The sequence below is a fragment of the Saccharibacillus sp. O23 genome, assembly GCF_002205895.1.
In the GTDB taxonomy this organism is placed as follows: domain Bacteria; phylum Bacillota; class Bacilli; order Paenibacillales; family Paenibacillaceae; genus Saccharibacillus.
Window position 1 is genome coordinate 36,391 of the sequence record NZ_NJDE01000016.1, and the last position, 20,975, is coordinate 57,365.

Consider the following 20,975-nt stretch of genomic DNA (forward strand, 5'->3'; position numbering starts at 1 on the left):
GGAACATAATCACCAGATGAAATGCAAAACTTTCGCTTTCTGCGGCAGGTTAGTTAACATAACGAAGGATCAAACCTGATCGACGGGTTATTTTTTCCGGCAAACGCAAACCATCGAATAACTGTCGGGACGGAGCGGCGAACGCTGCCAATCGGCGTACAGACCTTCCGCTTCAAAGCCGGCTTGTTCCAACAAACGCAGCAGTTCCTGCGGATAGGTATAACGAAGATCGATATGCGTACGCTCTTCGGTTCCGTTTTCCTGCCGCCGGATCGTCGTGTAGTGCTGAATTTGCGTCAGCGCGTCGTAACGGGCGATCGTATAGAGGTTCGTTCGGCTGCCGTCCGTTTCTTCGGCCGTACGCCAGTATTCTTCCGTTTCGGGCTGCATCAGTTCTTCCGAGCCGGGGAAACGGGTATCGAACGCGAATACGCCGCCTTTCTTCAAATTGCGCGATACGGCCGAGAACAGCTGGTTTTGGTCTTCGTTGGTCAAAAAGTGCTGAAAGCCGTTGCCCGTCATATAAGCGAATCCCGCGGGGGACGTCAGATTCAGCGCCGCCGCGTCGCCCGCGATCCAGCGAATCTCGACTCCGGCCGTTTCCGCTTTGCGGCGCGCCAATTCGAGCATGCCTTCGTGCAGATCGACGCCTACCACCTCGAAACCGGCTTCCGCAAGCGGGATCGCCGTACGTCCCGTTCCGCAGCCGATCTCCAGTATCGCTCCGCCCGCGGCCTGCGCCGCGTATTCGAGCAGCATCGGAAGTTCGGGCTTCCAAGCTTCGTTCTCCCGATCGTAACGTTCGGGGTTCGCGTATTCTTCGTCGTTGCCGTGCGCGTCGTTCCATTCGGTTTCGTTTCTCAAGTTCGGTATTCCTTCCTTTCTGGACGAGAACCCGTTTCTTCGTTTTGTGGCAGCGCCGCGTCCGAGAACAACGAAGTCCCCCGCTGTCGACAACGGGGGATACCGGGCCGTTCATTCGATTATAAAGCCCCTTCGCGATTCGGTCTATCGTACGCCGGACCGATGACCGGGTTCAGGCTTTGGACGGATAAGACTGGTACGCCGACCGCTTAAGAGGCTAGGTTTCACCCTCCGAGATTTCGTACCTAACCCGTGTACGAAGTCTCCGACGGGCCCCCTTAAACCGTGCGTGTTTTCGAAAGGCTCAAACCTTAGATTCTATGTGGTCAGCTCATTAGGCTGCTTTTTCGACCGCACGACTCGCGGATGGTATTCGACGTTGTGTCCTGCATTGTCTTTTCGTCAACGTAGAACAGGCTTTTTCGCTTGCCCGCTATCTTACATTGCTTAAAAAGCAACGTAGAAACGCTGCATCGCCAAATGAGGCTCGTTTTCCGCGTCTACGTTGCCTTTTCGTCAATGAAGCTATCGCAGGGTCGTCGATCCTGTGTTCTACGTTGCCTTTTTGTCAATGCAGCTACCGGAAGGCCGTCGGCTGCGTGCTCTACGCTGCCAAATTGTCGACGCGACCTTCTATTACCTTGACCGCTTAAGAGGTTAGGTTTCGCCCTCCGAGAGTTCGTACCTAACCCGTATACGAAGTCTCCGACGGGAAACCCGCTTGAACCATGCGGGTTTCCGAAGAACTCAAACCTTAGATTTTATGCGGTCAGCCTACTAAATCTACAAAACGGGAATTCTGAATATAGCGGCCACTTATCGCCGCACCGAAGACGGCGTTTCGCTCGCCAATCCCGCGCGAACGGCTTCCAGCAGTTTTCCCGTCCGGTCGCAGCGATATTCCCAGAACATCACGCCGCCCAGACGCTCGGCTCGAACGTATTCGCATTTAAAGGCGATCGATTCTTCGTCGTCGTACGTAATGAACGTCCCGCCGTCATGCCGGCCGCCGTCGTACAAATACGGAGCCTTCGCTTCGTCGTCCCAATAGCGGCGGAAGCCGTTCCGATCGATATACGCGGCATCCAATTCCGTGAATTCGGGTCCGTAACCGCCGCTGGTCGCCGCCATCTGGTGCAGGCCGTTGTCGACGTCCGGAACGCCTTTCCACATTCGGGAATAGAAAGCGGCCCCGATCACGATCTTGTCCTTCGGCACGCCGGCTCCGGCGAACAAGTTGACCGATTCTTCGACGCTGATGCGGAACAAATCGCCGGTCGGCGTATGCAGATTCGTATGATGGCCGGTCAATACCTGAAATCCGCCGCGCATATCGTAGGTCATAAGCTGCACGTAATCCAGATAACGCTGGGCTTCGGCCATATCGGTTCCGTCGATGTAATAACGGTCCGCTCCTGCGGCGATGGTCAGCAGATAATGCCGACTTTCCGCAGCGCCTCCAGCGTCGAACGCTTCGCGAATCGTTTGCAGCAGCAGCGTAAAATTGACGCGGTCGTTCGGGCTCGCGCCGATGCCGGCTTCTCCGTAACACGGATATTCCCAATCCAGATCGACGCCGTCCAGATCGTAAGTCTCGACGGCGGCCAGAGCGGATTCGGCCATGCGCCGGCGTCCCGCTTCGGTCGAAGCCGCTTCGGAGAATCCGCCCGCGCTCCAGCCGCCGACCGACAGCAGGATGCGGACGGGCGGATGTTCGCGGCGAAGACGGCCGATCTCTTCCATGTTGCGCAGGTGTCCGGTGACGATCGCGTCATCTTGCACATGGCCGAACGCGATATTGATATGCGTCAGTTTGCGCAGATCGTCGGCATGCAGATCCGGCAGATCGGCATGGCCGACGTAACCGACCGTGCGGAACTCGGCGGCGTCGGATAACGAATTCGGAGAAAGGTCTGTCAAGTCGATTCCTCTTTTCTATAAGTGATGAAGCCGCGATCAAGGAAACGAGCGACGCGGCCGTCAATCCGTAACGGAGCGCAGCACTTGAAGCGCTTCGCCGCAGCTGCCCGGTTTATAACCGGATTCGGCGTAACGAACGTTCAGCGACTCGTCCAAAACGAATAGATGCGGGTATTCCGTACCCGGCGGCGGACACGCGGCTTTCATCGCGTTCAGCGCTTCGCCGAATCGGTCATATGCGAATACCGTACCGCTTGGCAGCGGCTTCGGCACGAACGAAGCGACTTCAGGCGGCAGTTTCGCACCGGCTTCTTCGGCGTTCCCCGAAGCGCGATCTTCGACCGCGTTGACGGGGCTGTCGCTTTGCAAGATCAGGATCAACGGTCTGCCTGCCGCTTCCAGCTCGGTTCGCGATTCTCCGGCTTCGCGCAGCAGATGGCGGGTCGGTTCGAGTCTCGGATCGATCCAAGCGACCAGCGCTCCCCGGCTTCCGGCCAACTCCGCAAGCGAAGCCGTCTCGACGCCGGTCCGCAGCAGGGGCGCATCGCCCGGCGCGGCTCCCAATACGGGAACCGCTTCTTCCGGCTGACGGAACAACGGTTCAAGCTGCGTCTCGGCGCCCGGCTCGATCTTGAAATAAAGCAGTCGGCCGAGCACGCGGCCGTCCTGCAAGCGAATCCCCGTGGTCATCCGGTAATCGCCAGCTTGCAGTTCGAACGGACGGTCATAAACGTCTTTTTCCCGGAACGGGTATTCCAGCGTCGCGTAGAAGCCGTTCTCCAGCCGCGCCAGCGTAAAATTCTCGCGATAAGCGGCTTCGACGGAGACAGGCGCGGCTTCGGCGGCCGCGCCGCGCAGCAGGCGCAGCGTTCCTCCGCCGCCGCTGGGCGGAACGGCCGCAGCAGCGGCGGCCGACGGCTGACGTGCCGGATCGGCGGGATCGGCCTCGGCCGATGCGGATTTCGGAGCATCAAGACCGGCCGACCCGAGTAGAGAGACGGCGGGATGCGCCGTCGACGGGTCCGAAGCGGCGGACGACGAACCGCTTCCTTCGTTTCGGGCTTCGCGAGGCGAGGACTCATCAGCCTCCTCAGTCGCGGACTGCCGGCCGATGTCTGTCGGCCGCTCCAGATCGGTCCATTCGCCGCCTACAAGCGCCTGCGGCCGCTGATCGGCGGGATGCAGTCTCGCCGGTATGCCGAAGCTTCGGCAGAGGGCGATCAGCAGGATCTCGACCGACTCGCGGTCGCCGGTCTTAAGAGCCCACGTCCCGGCCGGCGAAGCTTTGCCGGGAACGGGCGTCAGCTCGCCGCGAACGGTCCGGTTCGCGGCCACATAACGCGCCAGCGTGCGCGGGTCTGCCCGGAAGGCCGCCCGCTGCTCGGCGGAGAAAGCGGCGCGCAGCGCGCCTCGGTAGGGAGCCAGCCGCTCCCAGCGCACGCGCGGATTCAGCACGTGCGCGAGGTCTTCCGGAAGCGGCGCCGCGTTTCCGTCCGCCTCTTCGCCCCCGGCCCGAGCCGCCGGGGACCCGAGATCAAGCTCGGGCGCATAGTCCGCCAGAGCTTCCAAGCCGTGCAGCAGATGGTCGTCCAACGTCCGACGATCGCTGTCGATCAAGTCTTTGGCGGTCAGGCTCTCCAGCAGCCGAAGCGGCCACTCCCCGAAGCGCGGCGCATGGTCCTCCAAGAACGCCGCGATGGCTTCGACGTTGCCCCGCGCGTCTTCCAGCACGCGCAGCGTGCGCTTCGCGTCCAAGCCCGTTTTCGCGGCCAGCGCGTTCGCTTCCGCTTCGCCCGCGAACGTCCGCTCGTAAGCGGCGCGAATCCGTTCGCCTTCGGCGACCTTTTCCCGATGGCGTTCAAGCGCCGCTTCGCTCAATGCTTGTCCTTCCGCTTCCGGGTCCGCCGCGAGTTCTCCCGGCGGCGTCAGATCGATATCGACCGCGCCTTCCGGCTGGCCTTCTTGATCCAGCACCAGTTCCGCGTTTTCTTCCGGCGTCGAAGCGCCGAAGCCCCGTACCGTCGTTTCGCCCCAGAATCCGCCTTGCGCGGCCCGGACGACCAGATCGCCGAAGCCGGTCACGAACGAGACGCTTCCTTGCCCGTCCGCCGTAATCTCGGCGATCGGATGCAGCTCGGCGTAATTATAGAGCTGAAACTGCACCTTCGCGCCGCCGGCCGGTCGGCCGAAGCGATCCGCGACGCGTACGTGCAGCTTGCGCGTCGGGGCATAATTGGACAGCAGATTGATCTCGGTATGCGCGCCGCCGCCGACGGTGATCGGTTCGGGTCCGGCATAACCGGACGATACCCGGGTATGCACCAGCATCGCGCGGCGGGCCGGGCCGTCGAACCAACCGCGATCGAGCGCGGGTTCCGGTTCGCAGGCTCCGATATAATGCCAAGCGCCGTCCGCCCAAGCTTCGACCCACGCATGGTTATCGTCCACATGCGCCCAACGCGGCGTATAACACTGACGGGCCGGGATTCCGATACTGCGCAGAGCGGCCGTCGCCAGCGTAGATTCTTCGCCGCAGCGTCCTTTGGCGCTGCGCATCAAGCCGAGCGGCGAGATCGTACGGGCGTCGCTGCCGGTATAGGTTGCCTTTTCGTAACACCAGTAATTCGTTTCCAGCACGGCTTCGGCCATCGTCAGGTTCCGGACGCGTTCTTCCAACTCTCCGGCGATGACGCCGCGATAATCTTCGATCCGTTCGTTGTTGATGCGCGGCGGCAGCACGTAATGGAGAAACAGCTCGTCCGGCACGCGTGCGCCCCACGGCATGCGGCGGCGCGTCTCAAGCGCCTGCCGGACATGCGACAAGAACAATTCGCCGTCGTAATCCGCCAGATCGTTGATCGGCATATGCGCGTACAGCCATTCGAGCGCCAGCCGTTCTTCTTCGTTCAGATCGCCCGTCAAGACGCCGAACAATTCCTGTTCGCGATGCTTCGCCAGCTCTCTTCTGAGGTTGAAGCTCGTTTCGAGCGCGGCCAGTTCCGCCGAACTCAGCGAAAAGCTTTCCCGAGCCGCGGAAGTCCCGACTTTGCCGGATTCCGCTTTCCCGGCCGCTTCCGTTATCGGGTCGCGTGCCGCTTTATCCGTTCCCATCCGCTTTCACTCCTTCCACAGTTTGCCGTCTTCGCGAATCCAATACCGCCCTTCTCCGTCTGCCGCCCGCGCGCTGATCCGAAACGAATTCCGCGTCGTTTCGATCGTCGGTCCGGCATCCGAATCGCTCCATGCCGCCAACGCCTCGTCTGCCGCACCTTCTTCCAACAGCGCGTTCAAGCTGCTTGCGAACGATCCTGTACGCGCGTAGAGATTCCGCTGCCGATAGTATAACTGCCGCAGTTTCCATTTGACCGATTCGTCCGCGGGAATCGCGAGCGTTTCGTCCGCTTCGGAACCTTCTTCGCCGGCGAACCGGACGAATCCCCACATTTCCGGATAATGCATATTGATCACGCCCTGCGGCGACCAGACCCAATTGTCTTCCGGATAAGGCCGGCCTGTCGAAGGATCGAGCTTTTTGCGGTACGTTCCGTCTTCTTTGTCGACCTGCCACTGCACGCGCGAGAAATTCACCCGCCAAGCATCGCCGACCCGCGGCGGACGCTGTCCTTCCGCGCATTCCCGCAGAATGTTCCACGGCATCGCGACTTCCACGCTCCAGCTCCGATTATCCGCATCGGGGTCGTTCAGCGTGCCGTCGATATGCACCGCCGTCTTGAGCCCGCGGATATCCCAACCGTTGATCGGCGGACCGCCGTCCCGGTACGGCGTGACCAGCAGCAGATCCCAGACCGTGTTGAGCGCATTGATCTCGAATTCGTAATATTGATGGGTATCCCCGTCGGGATCGATAAAGATCTCGAAGTCGTTATCGTGAAAAATAACCGATTCCCGCTCCGTCAGCGTCGCCCAGATCTCGTCTTCTTCGAGCAGCGCGCCCAAATAGAAATAGTCGTCGTCCCACAGCATTTTCACGCGCGTGCGTTTATGAGGAAGAGGCTTCGAGTCGCCTTCGATATCGACAAACTCTTCCGTCCACGGCGCGTTGGCCCAGAACGGCTTATCCAACCGGCCGTCCAATTCCAAGCTGCCCGAGGCGCGTTTGCATCCATAAGAACGCGGCGCAAAAGCGATTGCCGGTTCCGGCACTCCGCTCAAATTCATGTTTCTCCTCCTGTTCTTCCCGCGTTCAGCTCAGACGCACGCACAGCGCGATCGGCGTCTCTCCGGCGCGAACCGAGTCCGGCAGCGTCAAGGTGATGCCCGACTCCGTGCGCCGCAGCGGAAGCGGACCTTCGCCGCCCAACAATTCGGCCGTCTCGAACGAACCTTCCGGCAGCGCCAGCGCAAGTTCGCGTTCGACGGTTTCGCCTTCCGCATACAAACGAATCGCGTACACGACGTCGCCTTTGCGCGTGAATCTGAACTTCCGATCTTCCGACGCGTAAGGCGCGCAGACCCGCGTGCCGTAGATCGCGTCGCCGTTGATTTTCAGCCAAGCTCCGAGACCTTTCATGCGTTCGATCGCCGCTCTCGGCAGACGGCCGTCCGGCTGCGGGCCGACGTTAAGCGCCAGATTGCCGCCTTTGGCCACGATCTCGACCAGCAGATGCACCAGCTCGCGGACGCTCTTGTACTTGTCTTCGTAATTGAAAGAAAACGAAGTGCCCATCGTGATGCAGCTCTCCCACGGCACGTTCAGAGGCCGTTCCGGCAGCGTCTGTTCGGGCGTGATCACGTTCTCGTAAGGCCCTCCTACCGTTCGATCAGCCGACAGCAGCCACGGCTGATGTTCGCGCCGAATCTTGTCGACGAATTCGCCGAGCCGGATATCTTGTCCGCGCTCCGCGTTGACCCAGCCCGCATCCAGCCAGAGCATATCGATCCGGCCGTATTTCGTCAGCAGCTCCGTCATCTGCTCCTGCGTGAAATTCACGAACTTTTCCCACAGCCACGGGTACTCTTTCGGATCGTAAGAAGGGCCGCGCCACATCTTCTCGCCCCGCTCCATGCCCGGCGCCCAATAGTCCGGCGTGTGCCAATCCGCTTTGGAGAAATACGCCGAGATCGCTAAGCCCCGCGAACGGAACGCGTCGAACAGATGGCGGCAGATGTCCGCGTATTTGTGCCGATGAAACGGCGTGTCGGAGCCCGTGATCCGGTAATCCGTCGTATGCGTATCCCACATGCAGAAGCCGTCATGGTGTTTGGTCGTGAACGTCAGGTACTTGAATCCGCCTTCGGCAGCCAGATCCGCCCACAATTCCGGTTGGAAACGGATCGGATTGAACGTCTTGTTCAAGTCGAAATACTCCCGCTTGAGTTCTTCGCCTTCCACGCCCCAATCGATGCAGTCCCGCGCCCAATCGGCATCTCCGTCGCTCAGCGCCCAAGATTCCACCATGCCGAGCTGCGAGTAGGGTCCCCAGTGCATCATCAAGCCGAGCTTTTGGTCTTTGAACCATTCCAGACGTTCGAGCAGCAGCGGATCGTCCGGCTTGACCCATTCGTCTTCGCTGCTGTAATTGTGTACGCCTTCGTGAACGGCCGTTTCTTGTGCTTGCGCTTCTTCCGCGGTATTCGCTTCCGTCATTGCTGCCTCCTTCTCCGTCGATCCGCCGTTTCTCTCGTCCGATCGCGCCGCCTCGCTCCGAAAAACGGGCAGCGTTCGAACGAAGGCTTCGTACCCGGTTCAGGTACGAAGCCTTCTGCGGCCGAACGGTCATCGGTCTTTTTTATCCGTTGTTCGAGTTTCGCTTATTTCGCGTTCTCGCTGTTCCACTGGTCGTACGCCTCTTGATAGATCTCCACGATCCGGTCGCTGCCCATCTTCTTGAGCTGCGCCACGTAGCTGTCCCAGTTGCTCAGCGGTTCTTGACCGGTGACGAATTTCGCTTCCATCTGCTCGACGTACGTATTGAGATCCGACAGCAGCGCGGACACTTCGCTCTGCGCGTCGTTCGTCAGATACACGTTCGGGAACGGAACTTTGGCGATGGGCACCAATTTTTCTTCGTTCTGCTTCACGACCCAATCTTCCACGCCGCTGCGCAGGCCGTTGGTCAGATCCGGAATATTGACGCCCGGCGTCACGATGCCGTAGTTCGGCGTGAGCGTCGCGCGGAATTCTTCGCGGTCGCCGCCGCCCGGCACGTCAAGGAATTTTTTCTCGTGTTTCGCTTCGTCTACGTAATCCCACATCTTGCCTTTGGGACCTTGCGTCCAGAGCGTCGCGCCTTCGTAGCCGTACTGATAATCGATCCAGCGCATGCTGGCTTCCGGATATTTGTTCGTCGCGGAGATCGCGAACGTGCCGTTGGCCGACATGCCCGGATGTTTGCCGTAGACCGGCGTGCCCGCGATCTCGCTGCTGACCGGCGTCATCATAGGGTCCTGCATCGTTTCTTCCGTGCCGCCCAGCGTGAAGTACGGATAGTAATCGCTGAACAGCGCCAGTTGGTTTTTCGCGCCTTTGGCTTTTTTCTGTTCGTCCGTTTGCGAGAACGTCTCGTGATCCAGCAGATCTTCGTTCCACAGTTTGTTGAGGAACGTCAGATAGCCTTTGTAACCTTCTTCTTGCGGCGTGTAATGGACTTTGCCGTCTTTGTCCGCGTAATACACTTCGTTATAGATGCCCCAGAAACCGAGGAAATACATCCGCAGATCGTTCAGCTTGACCGAAGTCAGCGGAATCTCGTCGGCTTGTCCGTTGCCGTTCGGATCTTCGGTCTTCACGCGTTTGAGGTACGTGTACAATTCGTCGGTCGTTTTCGGCTCCTGCGCGCCCAACTTTTCCAAGAATTCGCCGTTATACCACATCGGGCCGCGGTACCAGACCGCCGTCGTATCGATAAATGGCAGCGCGTAGATATGTCCGTCCGTCGTCGTGATCGATTTGCGCACGTTCGGGTTCTCGTCGAGGATTTTCTTGAGATTCGGCGCATAATTGTCGATCAGGTCTTCGAGCGGTTTCAATTGGCCTTGCGTGCCGTAGCTGACCTGTTCGGCCGGGGTGAGGTCCGCCGCGTAGAAGATATCCGGCAGTTCGCCGCTCGCGAATACGAGATTCTTCTTGGTCGGGAAACTGTCGATCGGCGCGGTCTGGAACTCAAGCTTGATGTTGGAGAGCTTCTCCATTTCCTGCACGACCGGCATCGTATCCCACGGCGCCATATCGGCGCTCGGCGCGAATACGCTCAGCGTGATCGGCTTGTCGACGATCGGGAATCCGTCTTTGCTTACGGTCGAAGCGGCGCTTTCCGCCCCTTTCTCCGAAGTCTTCGCGTCTCCGCCGGACTGGCAGGCGGAAGCCAACATGGACAAGAGCAGAAGTCCCGAGAGCGCCGCAGCGCCCTTTTTACGACTCATTTTCATCCCTAAATCCTCCCCTTTTTTCTGATGGACAAGCTTTTCTATGACAAGATCAGCCCTTGACGGAACCGATCATGACACCTTGCACGAAATAACGCTGAAGGAACGGATAGACCGCGATGATCGGCAGCGTCGCCACGATGATGACCGCGTATTTGACGAGCGCCGCGACTTCGGCTTTGCTGTTGAGCGAAGTCGCCATCGAAGCGCCGATCGTGCCGGATTCCGCCGACATCTGCTGCAGGACGAGAATCTGGCGCAGCACCAGCTGCAGCGGATATTTTTCCTGATGGTTCAGATAGATCATCGCGGAGAAGTAATTGTTCCAATGGCCGACGCCGAAGAACAAAGCCATGACGGCGATCAGCGCCGTGGAGAGCGGCAGGATGATCCGGAAATAGAGACGGAAGTTGCTGCAGCCGTCGATTTCCGCCGCTTCCTGAAGTTCTTTCGGAATCGAAGATTGGAAAAACGTCCGGCATACGATAAGGTTCCAGACCGAAGTCGCCCCCGGCAGAATCAACGCCCACATCGTATCGACCAGTCCGAGGCTGCGAACGACCAGATACGTCGGAACGAGACCGCCGCCGAAGAACATGGTCACGAGGAACAAGATCATGAACAGATTGCGTCCCACGAAATCGCGGCGGCTGAGCGCGTAAGCGGCGGGCAGCGTCACGATCAGATTGACCAACGTGCCGACGACGGTATAGATGATCGTGTTCAGATAACCGTTCCAGATGCTGGAGTCTTGAAAGACCCGGCGATACCCTTCGAAAGTCACGTCTTTGGGCAGCAGCCACATCTCGCCCGCCGCCACGAGCGTCGGATTGCTGATCGATGCGCTGAGAATATAGATGAGCGGATACGCCACGATCACGAGCGCGACCGTGAGGATCAGATACACGAAGGCCAGAAAAATCTTGTCTTGTTTCGTTTCTTTGATCGAGCTAACCATGCTGCCTCGCTCCTTTCCGTTGACGGTCGAACCGATCGAACGAGAGACTTACCATAGGCTGTTCTCGCTCGTCTTCCGCACGACCTGATTGACGACGATCAGCAGAACCGCGTTTACCACCGAGTTGAACAAGCCGACCGCGGTCGAATAACTGTACTGCGCTTCCAGCAGGCCGGTCCGATAAACGGAGGTCGCGATGACGTCGGACGATTCCATGTTGAGCGGATTTTGCAGCAGCAGGATTTTCTCGTAGCCTACGCCCAGCAGTCCGCCCATGTTCAGAATAAGCAGAATGGTAATGGTAGGCACGATCACCGGGAAGTTGATATGCCGAATGCGCTGCATCCGCGAAGCTCCGTCCAGAATCGCCGCTTCGTGCAGACCCGGATCGACGGCGGTCAGCGCGGCCAGATAGATGATCGTTCCCCAACCGGTCGCCTGCCAGACGTCCGAGAGGACATACACGGTCTTGAACCAGCGGGGATCGGTCAAGAAGCTCGGCGGCGTGATGCCGATCAGTTCGAGCAGATTGACGATCATTCCGCTGGACGGCGTCAAGAACGTGATGATCATGCCGGCCATGACGACCATCGAGATGAAGTGCGGCGCGTAAGTGACGGTCTGGACGGTTTTCTTGAACGGGCCGTTCCGAATCTCGTTGAACGCCAGCGCCAGCAGAATCGGCAGCGGAAACCCGACGATCAGACCGTAGAGACTGATGCTCAGCGTGTTCCAGATCAGATCCCAGAAATAATACGATTCGAAGAACCGGGTGAAATGATCGAATCCGACCCATTTGCTGGCGGCCATGCCCAGAGCGGGCACATAATTCTTGAACGCGATCTGGATGCCGTACATCGGAACGTAGTTGAAGATAATGACGGTCAGCAGCGCCGGCGCCATAAAGATGTAGAGCTGCCAATTTCGCACGATTTTCTTGAACAGCTTTTTGCTCTTCCGTTTGGTCGGAGCATCCGGCGGGTTCATCACTGCTTTCGCGCCTTCGTGCATCATGGTCCTCACTCCCTTGTTGTAATGTTATCTAACAGTGACCCTCCCCCGCTTCCCTTCCTTCTTTCAAACAGCCTGCAGGATCAATTCCGTTCTTTCAAAGCGGAATACAAGGCTGTTCGTTTTTCTTGTAAGCATTTCCATTGGCTTGATTCCGGCTTTCTTGGAATCGGGTTTACAGCGAGTTTACAGAACGGTTCGGGGATCGTAAATATGTGGTTTTGGTCATGTCCGAATTTTGCACTCTCTTTTTGTCGCCTAAATATGTTAGAATACATTACAGATTCTATGGTTTTTTCATGAAAAACCAAACCGAATTTCACATTGCGGAGAAACATCGGAGAAAGATCGAAGCTCCCGATTCCGAAGAAAAAGTAAAAAACCACATATCCAAAGACCGAAGACAGCGCCAATATGCGCGAAGACGGCCGGTCAAATTCTACATATTGTCTGACAATCCGCCGCTTGCGTACACTTGAGGCATCGGGACACTCATCGTTTTTCACCATCAGATCGCGAGAGGAGAATGAGCGTGAAGGTCAAACCCAGCTACTTCAAGTCGAAGCTTTTCCTCAAATACATTTCGTCTTATCTGTTCGTTCTGGTTGTTCCGCTCGTCTGCCTGACCTTCGTGCTCTATCACAATACGGCTTCCAATCTGCGCGCGCAGATCGAACAATCGCATCTGAATCAATTGAAGCAAGCCGAAACGATCGTCGATACGCATCTTCAACAGATGAACGATATCGCTTCGCGCGCGGCCTACGATCCGAGATTAAGCCGTTATCGCGTGCATGACGCTTATTACAGCTCGGAGGCGATCAGCGCTCTGGGCAATTACAAAGCCGCAAGTCCGATCATCGACGAGATGTTCCTGTATTTCCGCGGCGATCCGCGCATCTATTCGAGCGTCGGCATGTACGATCTGGACGTCTTCGCGGACAAATACCGCTTCCGGAATTGGAATTCCGATGCGGTGGACCGCGACCTGAACGAGGTGCGATACACGACGATGCGTCCGGCCGACTTGGTCGGACGGGGAGCCGGCTTCGAACAATCCACGCTCGTCTATCTGGTGCCGATCGTGCCGAACAGCCCGAATCCGCACGGCACGTTGATGTATTTCGTCAAAGAATCCAGTCTGACCAATCTGATCGACTCGATTCTCGGCGGTTACGAAGGATCGTCTTACATTTTCGATGCGGAAGGCCAAGTGCTCGCCGTCAAAAACAATCAAGGCGAAGGCTTGAACGCGGAATCGCTCGCTTCTCTCGTTTCCTTGTCTACCGGCACGCACAGCGTGAAGATCGGCGGAGTTCCGCATTCGGTCGTATCGGTCAAGTCGGAGCTGAACGGCTGGGAATACGTGACGTTGATGCCGAGTTCGCAATTCTTCAGCAGCGTGCTGCATATTCGGACCTTTATCGCCGTTCTGTTCTCGATCGTGGTGATCTTCGGCGCTCTGGGAGCTTGGATGCTCGCGCGCCGGCAGTACGGCCCGATCTTCCAATTGTCCGAATTTGCCGGTTCGAAGCCTGTGTCCGCCCTCTCGAACGAATCGGACGATGTCCGCGAGGAAGCGGCCGGCGGCAACGAGCTGGATCGAATCCGCTCCGCGCTGCAAGCGTTCAGCGCGCGGGCCGATCTGCATGAACCTTACGCGCGCAATCATTTCCTGCTGACGCTGCTGCGCCACGGCGGCGATTCGGAGCAAGCGGCCGGACTGCCGGAATCGTTCGGACTGCGCTTCGATCGTTCGCGTTACTTCGCCATGCTGATCGGCAGAGACCGGCCGGAAGCGGCGGCGGAAGACGCGAAAGACTGGCAGCTCATGCTGACGATGCTGGCCGAAGCGGAATATCCGGAACTGGGCGCGCGGCTGCACGGCGTCGAGCTGACCAAACCCGATCAGATCGCGGTCATCGTCGGTTTCGACCCTTTGGACGAAACCGACGAAGCGTCCCAGATCGCCCGGATCGCGAGCGCCGTCTACGATCATCTTCAAGGCATCGGCCGCTTGAACGCGGCGATCGGTATCGGAACCTGCGGAAGCGGCACGAAACGATTGAATCAATCGTTTATCGAAGCCTGCTCCGCTTTCGAATCGAGAACGCGCGGCGTAGGCATAAACTTGGCTTATTTCAGCGATCTGACCGCCGACGCCGGCGAAGCCTGCTGGGTATCCAAGACCGTCCTGCTCAAGCTGTCTCAGAGCTTGAAGCAGGGAAGCGCCGACGTGGCCGCGCGTTCGATCGGCGAAGCCGTCGATACGCTTCGCGCACCTGCCCTCTCCGCCGTCTATATGCGCTGCATCGGGTTCGATATTCTGAATACGATTCTGAAGACCGCAAGCGAAGCGGGCGTAGATAACTTGCAGGGCTGCATCCCTTCGCTCGAAACGTTCTCTTCGCCGGACGAATTGGAACAAGGCTTCCTGCGTCTTGCGAATCGGATCTGCGAGCAGGTCGAGCAGAAAGAAGAGACGGAAGCGCATACATTAATGGACACGATCGTTGCTTATATCGACGAGCACTACGCGGACCATTCGCTGAGCTTGGAGACGATCTCGCATAACTATTCGATCTCCATGTCGTATTTCAGCCGTTCGTTCAAAGAGAAAGTCGGCGTGAATTTCGTCCAATACATCTGGCAAAAAAGAATGGCGGCCGCGATCGTGGAATTGACGACGACCGACGAACCGCTGAAAGAGATCATTCAGCGCGTCGGTTATCAGGATACGCCGAACTTTATCCGCAAATTCAAAAAAGAAACCGGCCATACGCCGGGCCAGTACCGCAAACTGTTCACGGATCCCGCAGGCTCGATGAAAGAACAGGCTTGACCTCGGGCCCGAACGCCAAACTTGTTTCAACTCCTCCGAATCAGGTAATATGTAATAAGCAACATAGTGAATTCAATAGTGAAAATCAAGCAGTCGCTTGTAAGGAGGAGATCATCATGAAATCATCCGTTCGCGTGCGCAAAACGCTGCTGGCTTTGTCCGCCGCAAGCGTGGTCGCAATCGGTTCTCTGGGAGCCGTTACCCAACTGCCGCTGCCTTCCGCGTCGGCCGCTCAAGCGCCGACTTCTTCGGACAGCGCCATGGCATTAGAGAAACTTAACGAATTCTATAAACCGGCCTTGAAAGGCTCTTTCCCGGGCAATGCTTCCGAGTTCGTAGTCGGCAAGACAAAACGTACCGAAGTGATCAAGCGCTTCGGCGCGCCCAGCGTCTCCCGGACTTCCGTAACCGGATTCGACAGCTACACCGCCGATATGGGCAATCCCGGTTATTCCATGTCTTACGACTCTGCCGGCGTCCTGAAAGAAATCCGTTATTTCGGGACCAACGTCGAACGCCAGACCAATATCGGCGGAATGACGGCCAGCATGCTGTGGAAGAATTGGTTTAAACCGACTTCCTCCAACACGATCAAAGTCGGAAACGCCAAACAAATCAAAGTCGTGTATAAACGCGGCGATTATAATTTGGAGTTTCTCTTCGATACCCCGACCGAATTATCGCATATTAATCTGGTGAAAGCTTAATTTCGGTCTTGGATGTTTGCGATTTGGTTTTGAATCTATGCGAAGAAGCCGCCCTCCAACCCGGGCGGCTTTTTCGAGTTTGTAAAATTTCTACAAACTCATTGACTTACTTTTTAACAGCAGTTATCCTAAAGATACATAGCAACCTAATATCTTGACCCTATTTCATTTAATAGATTCTCCCCGGCTTCCGAATCGCCAAATCCATAGAAATGTAGGTGTCCACCATGCAAGATCTGACTACGCTCGTTCGCAATCGCCATTCCGCTATCAAATTCGTACCCGATACGCCGATTTCCGAGCAGGAATTGAAGGAGATCTTCGAATTGGTCAAACTCGCTCCTTCGGCGTTCAATTTACAGCATGCCCACTACGTTCCGGTGACCGACGAAGACGTCAAAGAAAAGATCTATCAAGCTTCCGGCGGCCAATACAAGATTAAACTGTCTTCCGCCGTCATCGCCGTCTTCGGCGACAAAGAAGCGTATACGCATATCGCCGAGATGAACGAAGGTTTCTTGTCGCTGGGCATCATCGATCGACTGCAATACGATACGACCGTCCGCGACGTCACCGAATTTTACCAGATGCGCGGCGAAGACTTCCAACGCGAAGAAGCCGTCCGCAACGCCAGCTTGTCGGCCATGATGTTCATGCTGCTCGCCAAAGACAAAGGCTGGGATACGTGCCCGATGATCGGCTTCGATCCGCAGGCCGTCAGAGAAGCCGTCGGCGCGCCAGACCATATGCACCCGGTCATGCTGATCACGATCGGCAAAGAAGATTCCGATCGATCGCGTCCGCGCGGTTACCGCAAACCGGTATCCGAATTCGTCACGTTCAACCGGTTCTGAATCCGATTGTCTGATTAAGCAGCCGCTCGACGATCCTTTATTTTCATCTCCGCATAAAAAAGCCGTGCCCGTCGGAATTTTTCGTTCCGAAGGCACGGCTTTACTGTTTCGTATGCAAAGGCTTGGTTGGAAGTCTTCACTTCTCAACAACCTCTAAGTCCACGCACGATCAATGCGGCAGCTTCTCCGCCTGCGCTTCTTTTTTGCCGCGGCGAACGTCGACGCGTTTGATGAACAAAGCGACGATCAAGCCGACGACGGCCATTCCGGCAGCCATCTTGAACGCTCCGCTTACGCCCACCGCCATCGCGTGGGACACGTAATCGGGATTCGCGATATCGCCCGGGTTGGCTTTCATGTACGCCGCTTGACGGGTCGTCAGCAAGCTGACCGCCAAAGCCGTGCCGATCGCGCCGGCTACCTGCTGAAGCGTGTTCATGATCGCCGTGCCGTCCGGATAATATTCCGGCGGCAGCTGGTTGAGTCCGTTCGTCTGCGCCGGCATCATGACCATCGAGATGCCGATCATCAGGAAGCTGTGCAGCAGGATGATGAACCAGACCGCCGAAGCCGTCGTGATGCCCGAGAAGAACCACAGCGTAACCGCCGCGATGATCAGGCCGAAGATCACGAGCCATTTCGGACCGTACTTGTCGAACAGTCGACCGGTGACCAGCGACATCGCGCCGTTGACCACTCCCCCCGGCAGCATGATCAAGCCGGTGGCGAAAGTCGTGAGCAGCAGGCCGCGCTGCAAGTACATCGGCATAAGCAGCATCGAAGACAAGATGATCATCATGGAGATAAAGACCATCAGCAGGCCGAGCGTAAACATCGGGAATTTGAACACCCGAAGGTTGATGATCGGTTTCTCCATCTTGAGCTGCCGCCAGCTGAACAAGATCAATGCTACGACGCCGACCGCGATCGCGATAATGACGCGAGGGCTTTCCCAGCCGCCGCCCGCTTCGCCCGCGCCTTCTCCGGCGCTGCTGAAACCGAACACGATACCGCCGAAGCCGATCGTGGACAGCAGGATCGAAAAGATATCGAATTTGGGACGCGTCGTTTCCGAAATATTCTGCATATAGACCAGACCGAAGAGCAGCGCGAACACCAAGAACGGCAGGCTGATCCAGAAGATCCAGTTCCAAGTCAGATTCTGCACGATCAGACCCGAGATCGTCGGTCCGACGGCCGGCGCGCTCATGATGATCAGGCCGATCAGACCCATCGCCGCTCCGCGTCGTTCCGGCGGAATGACGACCAGAATCGTGTTGAACAGCAGCGGAATCAACAGCGCCGTGCCGACGGCTTGAACGACCCGTCCGATCAGCAGCACTTCGAACACCGATGCCAGCGCCGCGATCAGCGTGCCGGCGATCAGGAAGCTGAGCGCGGTCGTGAATAATTGACGCGTCGTGAATCGCTGCAGCAGCAGGCCCGATACCGGAACCAGAATGCCGAGCACGAGCAGATAACCGGTCGTCAGCCATTGAATGGTCGCCGGCGTAACGGAGAGATCCTGCATCAGCTGCGTCAGGGCGACGTTGAGCGCCGTTTCGCTGAACATGCCGATGAAGGCGCTGAGCAGCAGCGCCGTGAGGATCGGGATGACCTTTATGTTTTTGCCGGCCACTCCCGGATTTGCGTGACTTTGTGCGGATGCTTCCACTCGTATGTCCCTCCTATGGAACTCTGTGTATTTATATCAACGCTTCCCGGTTCCCGCTGTAGACGGTTACGCTCGGGTATGCGAATTGATCAATCTCGGGACATAGTCGGCGGCGGTGAGCAGCGGCGCGACGTCTTCGGTGGTGGTCGCCACGATCAGCGTGCCTTCCATCATCGTGATCAGCAGAAGGCTGAGCGAGTCCGCTTCTTGGCGCGGGACCCCGTCCAATACCATTTTGTCGGCCAACACCTGCTGCCAACTGCGGAAGACGTCGGTGCAGGCTTGACGCAGAGGGTTGCTGATGCAGGACGTTTCGGCCGCGGCCCAGAAACTGAACGGCATGAAGTTCTTGAAGTTCTGCTGCTTCATCTCTTCCGCCAATTCGAGCATCATCTTCGGCAGCACTTCGCTTACCGGGCCTTCTCCGCTGAGTTTGTTCCAGAACATATCCGCGACGTCTTTGCCGATTCGCCGGATGCATTCGAGCGCCAATTCTTCTTTGCCTCCTTGAAAGTAATAATACAAGGAACCTTTCGGCGCTTCGCTTTCTTTGATGATCTGGTTAAGCCCGGTGGCATGATAGCCCTGCGTAAAAAAGAGCCGTCCTGCCGTATCGAGAATGTTCTCCCGGGTATTTTTTTTCATGGACAATATTTTTCACCCCACGAATTATAACAATCGGTCTATATAAATAAAACAAAAGTTTTAAACGAAGTCAATGCCTTTTCAGAAATTTTACGTAAGTCAGGATTTGCATAAAAAAACGGACAAAGCTTGTTTTCAAGCTTTGTCCGCCGCAATCGACTCGGCTCGGCGGCCGGATCGAACTCTCTTACTGCGCTTCTTCTTCGAACAATTCATGCAGATCGTCGATCAACGACCCTACGTAACTCACCGCGCTGCGGATCGTCGCCGGATCGGACATATCGACGCCGGCCATCTTGGCCAATTCCAGAGGCGTCTTGGAACCGCCCGCTTTGAGCGTCTCCAGCCAACGGTCGATCGCGGGTTGTCCTTCTTCGCGAATGATCTGCATCATCGCCGTGGACAGCGTAAGCCCCGCCGAATACGTATACGGATACAGTCCCATGTAATAATGCGGCTGTCTCATCCAAGTCAGCTTGGCGTCTTCGGTCATTTCGAGCGCGTCGCCCCAGAAGCCGGAGATCACGTCGCCTTTGAGATCGCTCAAAACTTTGGCCGTCAGCGGCTGATCGTTCATCGCGCGCGCATACACGCGGCGCTGAAGTTCGCCTTCCAGCAGATGCGTCACGAAATTATGGTAATAGGTGTTGAGCAGCTGCATGATCACCCAGCGGCGCAGGCGTTTGTCGTCGGAACCGGATCGCAGATGTTCGGCCAGCAGCAGTTCGTTCATCGTAGACGGCGCTTCGATGAAATACAGCGAAGGCCGGGCATTGATCATCCGCTGGTTGCGCGCCGCGAGCATCAGATGGCCGGCATGTCCCACTTCGTGCGCCAACGTGAACGCGCCGCGCATATTGTCGGACCACGACATCAGGATGTACGAATGCACGCCGTAGATCGACGAACAGAACGCTCCCGTCGATTTGCCGATATTGGTGCCGTGATCGACCCAACGTTGCGTAAACGCCGCTTCGACGATCTCGCCGTATTCTTCGCCCAGCACGCCGAGCGCGCTTTGCACCGTTTTGCAGGCTTCTTCGTACGAAATCGAAGGACTGTAATCCGGATCGAGAGGCGCTTTGAGATCGCAGAAATACATCTTGTCGAGGCCCAAGATCTTTTTCTTCAATTCGGCATACCGGCGCATATGCGGAGCCAACTCTTCTTGGATGGTATCCAGAATCGCCCCGTACATCTCTTCCGTCACCTGCTGCGGCTCCAGCAGCATCTGCGTGACCGAATCGTAACCGCGCAGGCGGGAGAGCACGACCTGCTGCTTCACTTCCGTCGCGTACGTCTCGGCAAACGTGTTGCGATAAGCGTACAGTCCTTTGCTGAACGAAGCGAACGAGCTGCGGCGCAGTTCGGTGTTCGCGCTCATCTCGTAATCGGTTTCGAAGGAAGCGAACGACACCGGATAACGGCGGCCTTCGACTTCTACGCTTTCGAACGTCATGTCGGCCAGTTTGCCGCGCAGATAAGTGCGGTAAGGCGCGCCGCGCACTTCGGACATGGAAGCCAGCAGCTGCTCGGTCTCCGGCGACAAACGATGCGGTTTCTGCGCGAGCAGACGCTTCAGACTGCGCTCGAAGTCCGCAAGCCCCGGTTCTTCTTGCAGATAGCGTTCGATCGTGCCGTCTTCGAGCGCAAGGATCTCCGAATCGATAAACGTGAACTGGGCGAACAATCGAGTCATGGCATCGCCCGAACGAGCCGCGCGCGCCTGATTGTCCGGGTTCGTGCTATCTTCGGTCTGGCGCAGGTGGGCATAAGCGCCTACCTTCGTCGCCCGCTCGCTCACGGCCTCCCGCGCGTTCAGGCAGTCGAGCAGGGTCGCGGCGCTCTCGCCCAATCGTCCTCGGAACCGCGTGACTTCTTCCGCGCTCGCGGCGACAAGCTCCAATTCTCGGTTCCATTCTTCTTCGGACAAAAACAGATGCTCCAGATTCCAAGTCGAAGACTCGGGAACCTCCGAACGCATCAACGCTTTCTCGCTCATTTGCTACACTCCCATCCTCGAATAAAGCGCGGGTCGCGGCGAAGAAACGCAAACTCGCCCGATTCCGCGCCGATTTCAACCCCCCTTTTTCGCGGGGCTCCGCTTTTTATT

General features: G+C 57.4%; 14 protein-coding genes. 3 read left to right on the forward strand and 11 right to left on the reverse strand.

Translation table 11 applies throughout. From position 1 onward, the window contains the following. Window positions 1-87 precede the first annotated feature (87 nt). The 8 genes from CDO73_RS18870 to CDO73_RS18905 all read right to left on the reverse strand — a co-directional run bounded on the left by CDO73_RS18870 (window position 88) and on the right by CDO73_RS18905 (window position 12,115). Complete coding sequence (locus CDO73_RS18870) at window positions 88-864, reverse strand: class I SAM-dependent methyltransferase (protein WP_256972764.1); 777 nt, start codon at window positions 862-864, stop codon at window positions 88-90. 816 nt (window positions 865-1,680) lie between these two features. Then, window positions 1,681-2,784, reverse strand: a complete 1,104-nt coding sequence (locus CDO73_RS18875) for a glycoside hydrolase family 18 protein (protein ID WP_088490082.1) — start codon at window positions 2,782-2,784, stop codon at window positions 1,681-1,683. A 60-nt stretch (window positions 2,785-2,844) separates the two neighbouring features. After that, window positions 2,845-5,895 (reverse strand): transglutaminase domain-containing protein, encoded by a 3,051-nt coding sequence (locus tag CDO73_RS18880; protein WP_088490083.1) that lies wholly within the window; start codon window positions 5,893-5,895, stop codon window positions 2,845-2,847. Window positions 5,896-5,901: 6 nt separating this feature from the next. Beyond that, the gene (locus CDO73_RS18885; protein WP_088490084.1) at window positions 5,902-6,963 is read right to left on the reverse strand and encodes a carbohydrate-binding family 9-like protein; all 1,062 of its coding nucleotides are present in this window, start codon (window positions 6,961-6,963) and stop codon (window positions 5,902-5,904) included. Window positions 6,964-6,988: 25 nt separating this feature from the next. Beyond that, on the reverse strand, window positions 6,989-8,392 hold the full coding sequence (locus tag CDO73_RS18890) for an alpha-L-fucosidase (protein ID WP_088490085.1): 1,404 nt from the start codon (window positions 8,390-8,392) through the stop codon (window positions 6,989-6,991). A 164-nt stretch (window positions 8,393-8,556) separates the two neighbouring features. After that, window positions 8,557-10,173: a type 2 periplasmic-binding domain-containing protein gene (locus tag CDO73_RS18895; protein WP_088490086.1), complete on the reverse strand. Its 1,617-nt coding sequence runs from the start codon at window positions 10,171-10,173 to the stop codon at window positions 8,557-8,559. A 49-nt stretch (window positions 10,174-10,222) separates the two neighbouring features. Continuing rightward, on the reverse strand, window positions 10,223-11,128 hold the full coding sequence (locus tag CDO73_RS18900) for a carbohydrate ABC transporter permease (RefSeq protein WP_088490087.1): 906 nt from the start codon (window positions 11,126-11,128) through the stop codon (window positions 10,223-10,225). A 48-nt stretch (window positions 11,129-11,176) separates the two neighbouring features. Further along, on the reverse strand, window positions 11,177-12,115 hold the full coding sequence (locus CDO73_RS18905; protein ID WP_256972769.1) for an ABC transporter permease: 939 nt from the start codon (window positions 12,113-12,115) through the stop codon (window positions 11,177-11,179). A 556-nt stretch (window positions 12,116-12,671) separates the two neighbouring features. On the opposite strand from CDO73_RS18905, the gene CDO73_RS18910 reads away from it, so the two are divergent. From CDO73_RS18910 to CDO73_RS18920, 3 genes are all read left to right on the forward strand, one after another. After that, entirely contained in the window at window positions 12,672-14,981 is a 2,310-nt protein-coding gene (locus tag CDO73_RS18910; protein ID WP_256972765.1) for an AraC family transcriptional regulator, read from the forward strand. A 116-nt stretch (window positions 14,982-15,097) separates the two neighbouring features. Next, window positions 15,098-15,688 (forward strand): YjgB family protein, encoded by a 591-nt coding sequence (locus CDO73_RS18915; RefSeq protein ID WP_088490089.1) that lies wholly within the window; start codon window positions 15,098-15,100, stop codon window positions 15,686-15,688. A 227-nt stretch (window positions 15,689-15,915) separates the two neighbouring features. After that, the gene (locus CDO73_RS18920) at window positions 15,916-16,542 is read left to right on the forward strand and encodes a nitroreductase family protein (RefSeq protein ID WP_088490090.1); all 627 of its coding nucleotides are present in this window, start codon (window positions 15,916-15,918) and stop codon (window positions 16,540-16,542) included. Between the two features lie 169 nt (window positions 16,543-16,711). On the opposite strand, the gene CDO73_RS18925 is transcribed toward CDO73_RS18920, so the two are convergent. The 3 genes from CDO73_RS18925 to pepF form a co-directional block, all read right to left on the reverse strand. Further along, window positions 16,712-18,181: a DHA2 family efflux MFS transporter permease subunit gene (locus CDO73_RS18925; protein WP_256972770.1), complete on the reverse strand. Its 1,470-nt coding sequence runs from the start codon at window positions 18,179-18,181 to the stop codon at window positions 16,712-16,714. 102 nt (window positions 18,182-18,283) lie between these two features. Continuing rightward, window positions 18,284-18,862 carry a TetR/AcrR family transcriptional regulator gene (locus CDO73_RS18930; protein WP_256972766.1) on the reverse strand — a complete coding sequence of 193 codons (579 nt, stop codon included), beginning with the start codon at window positions 18,860-18,862 and terminating at the stop codon, window positions 18,284-18,286. Window positions 18,863-19,049: 187 nt separating this feature from the next. Beyond that, the gene (gene pepF, locus CDO73_RS18935; RefSeq protein ID WP_088490092.1) at window positions 19,050-20,864 is read right to left on the reverse strand and encodes an oligoendopeptidase F; all 1,815 of its coding nucleotides are present in this window, start codon (window positions 20,862-20,864) and stop codon (window positions 19,050-19,052) included. Between the last annotated feature and the right edge of the window lie 111 nt (window positions 20,865-20,975).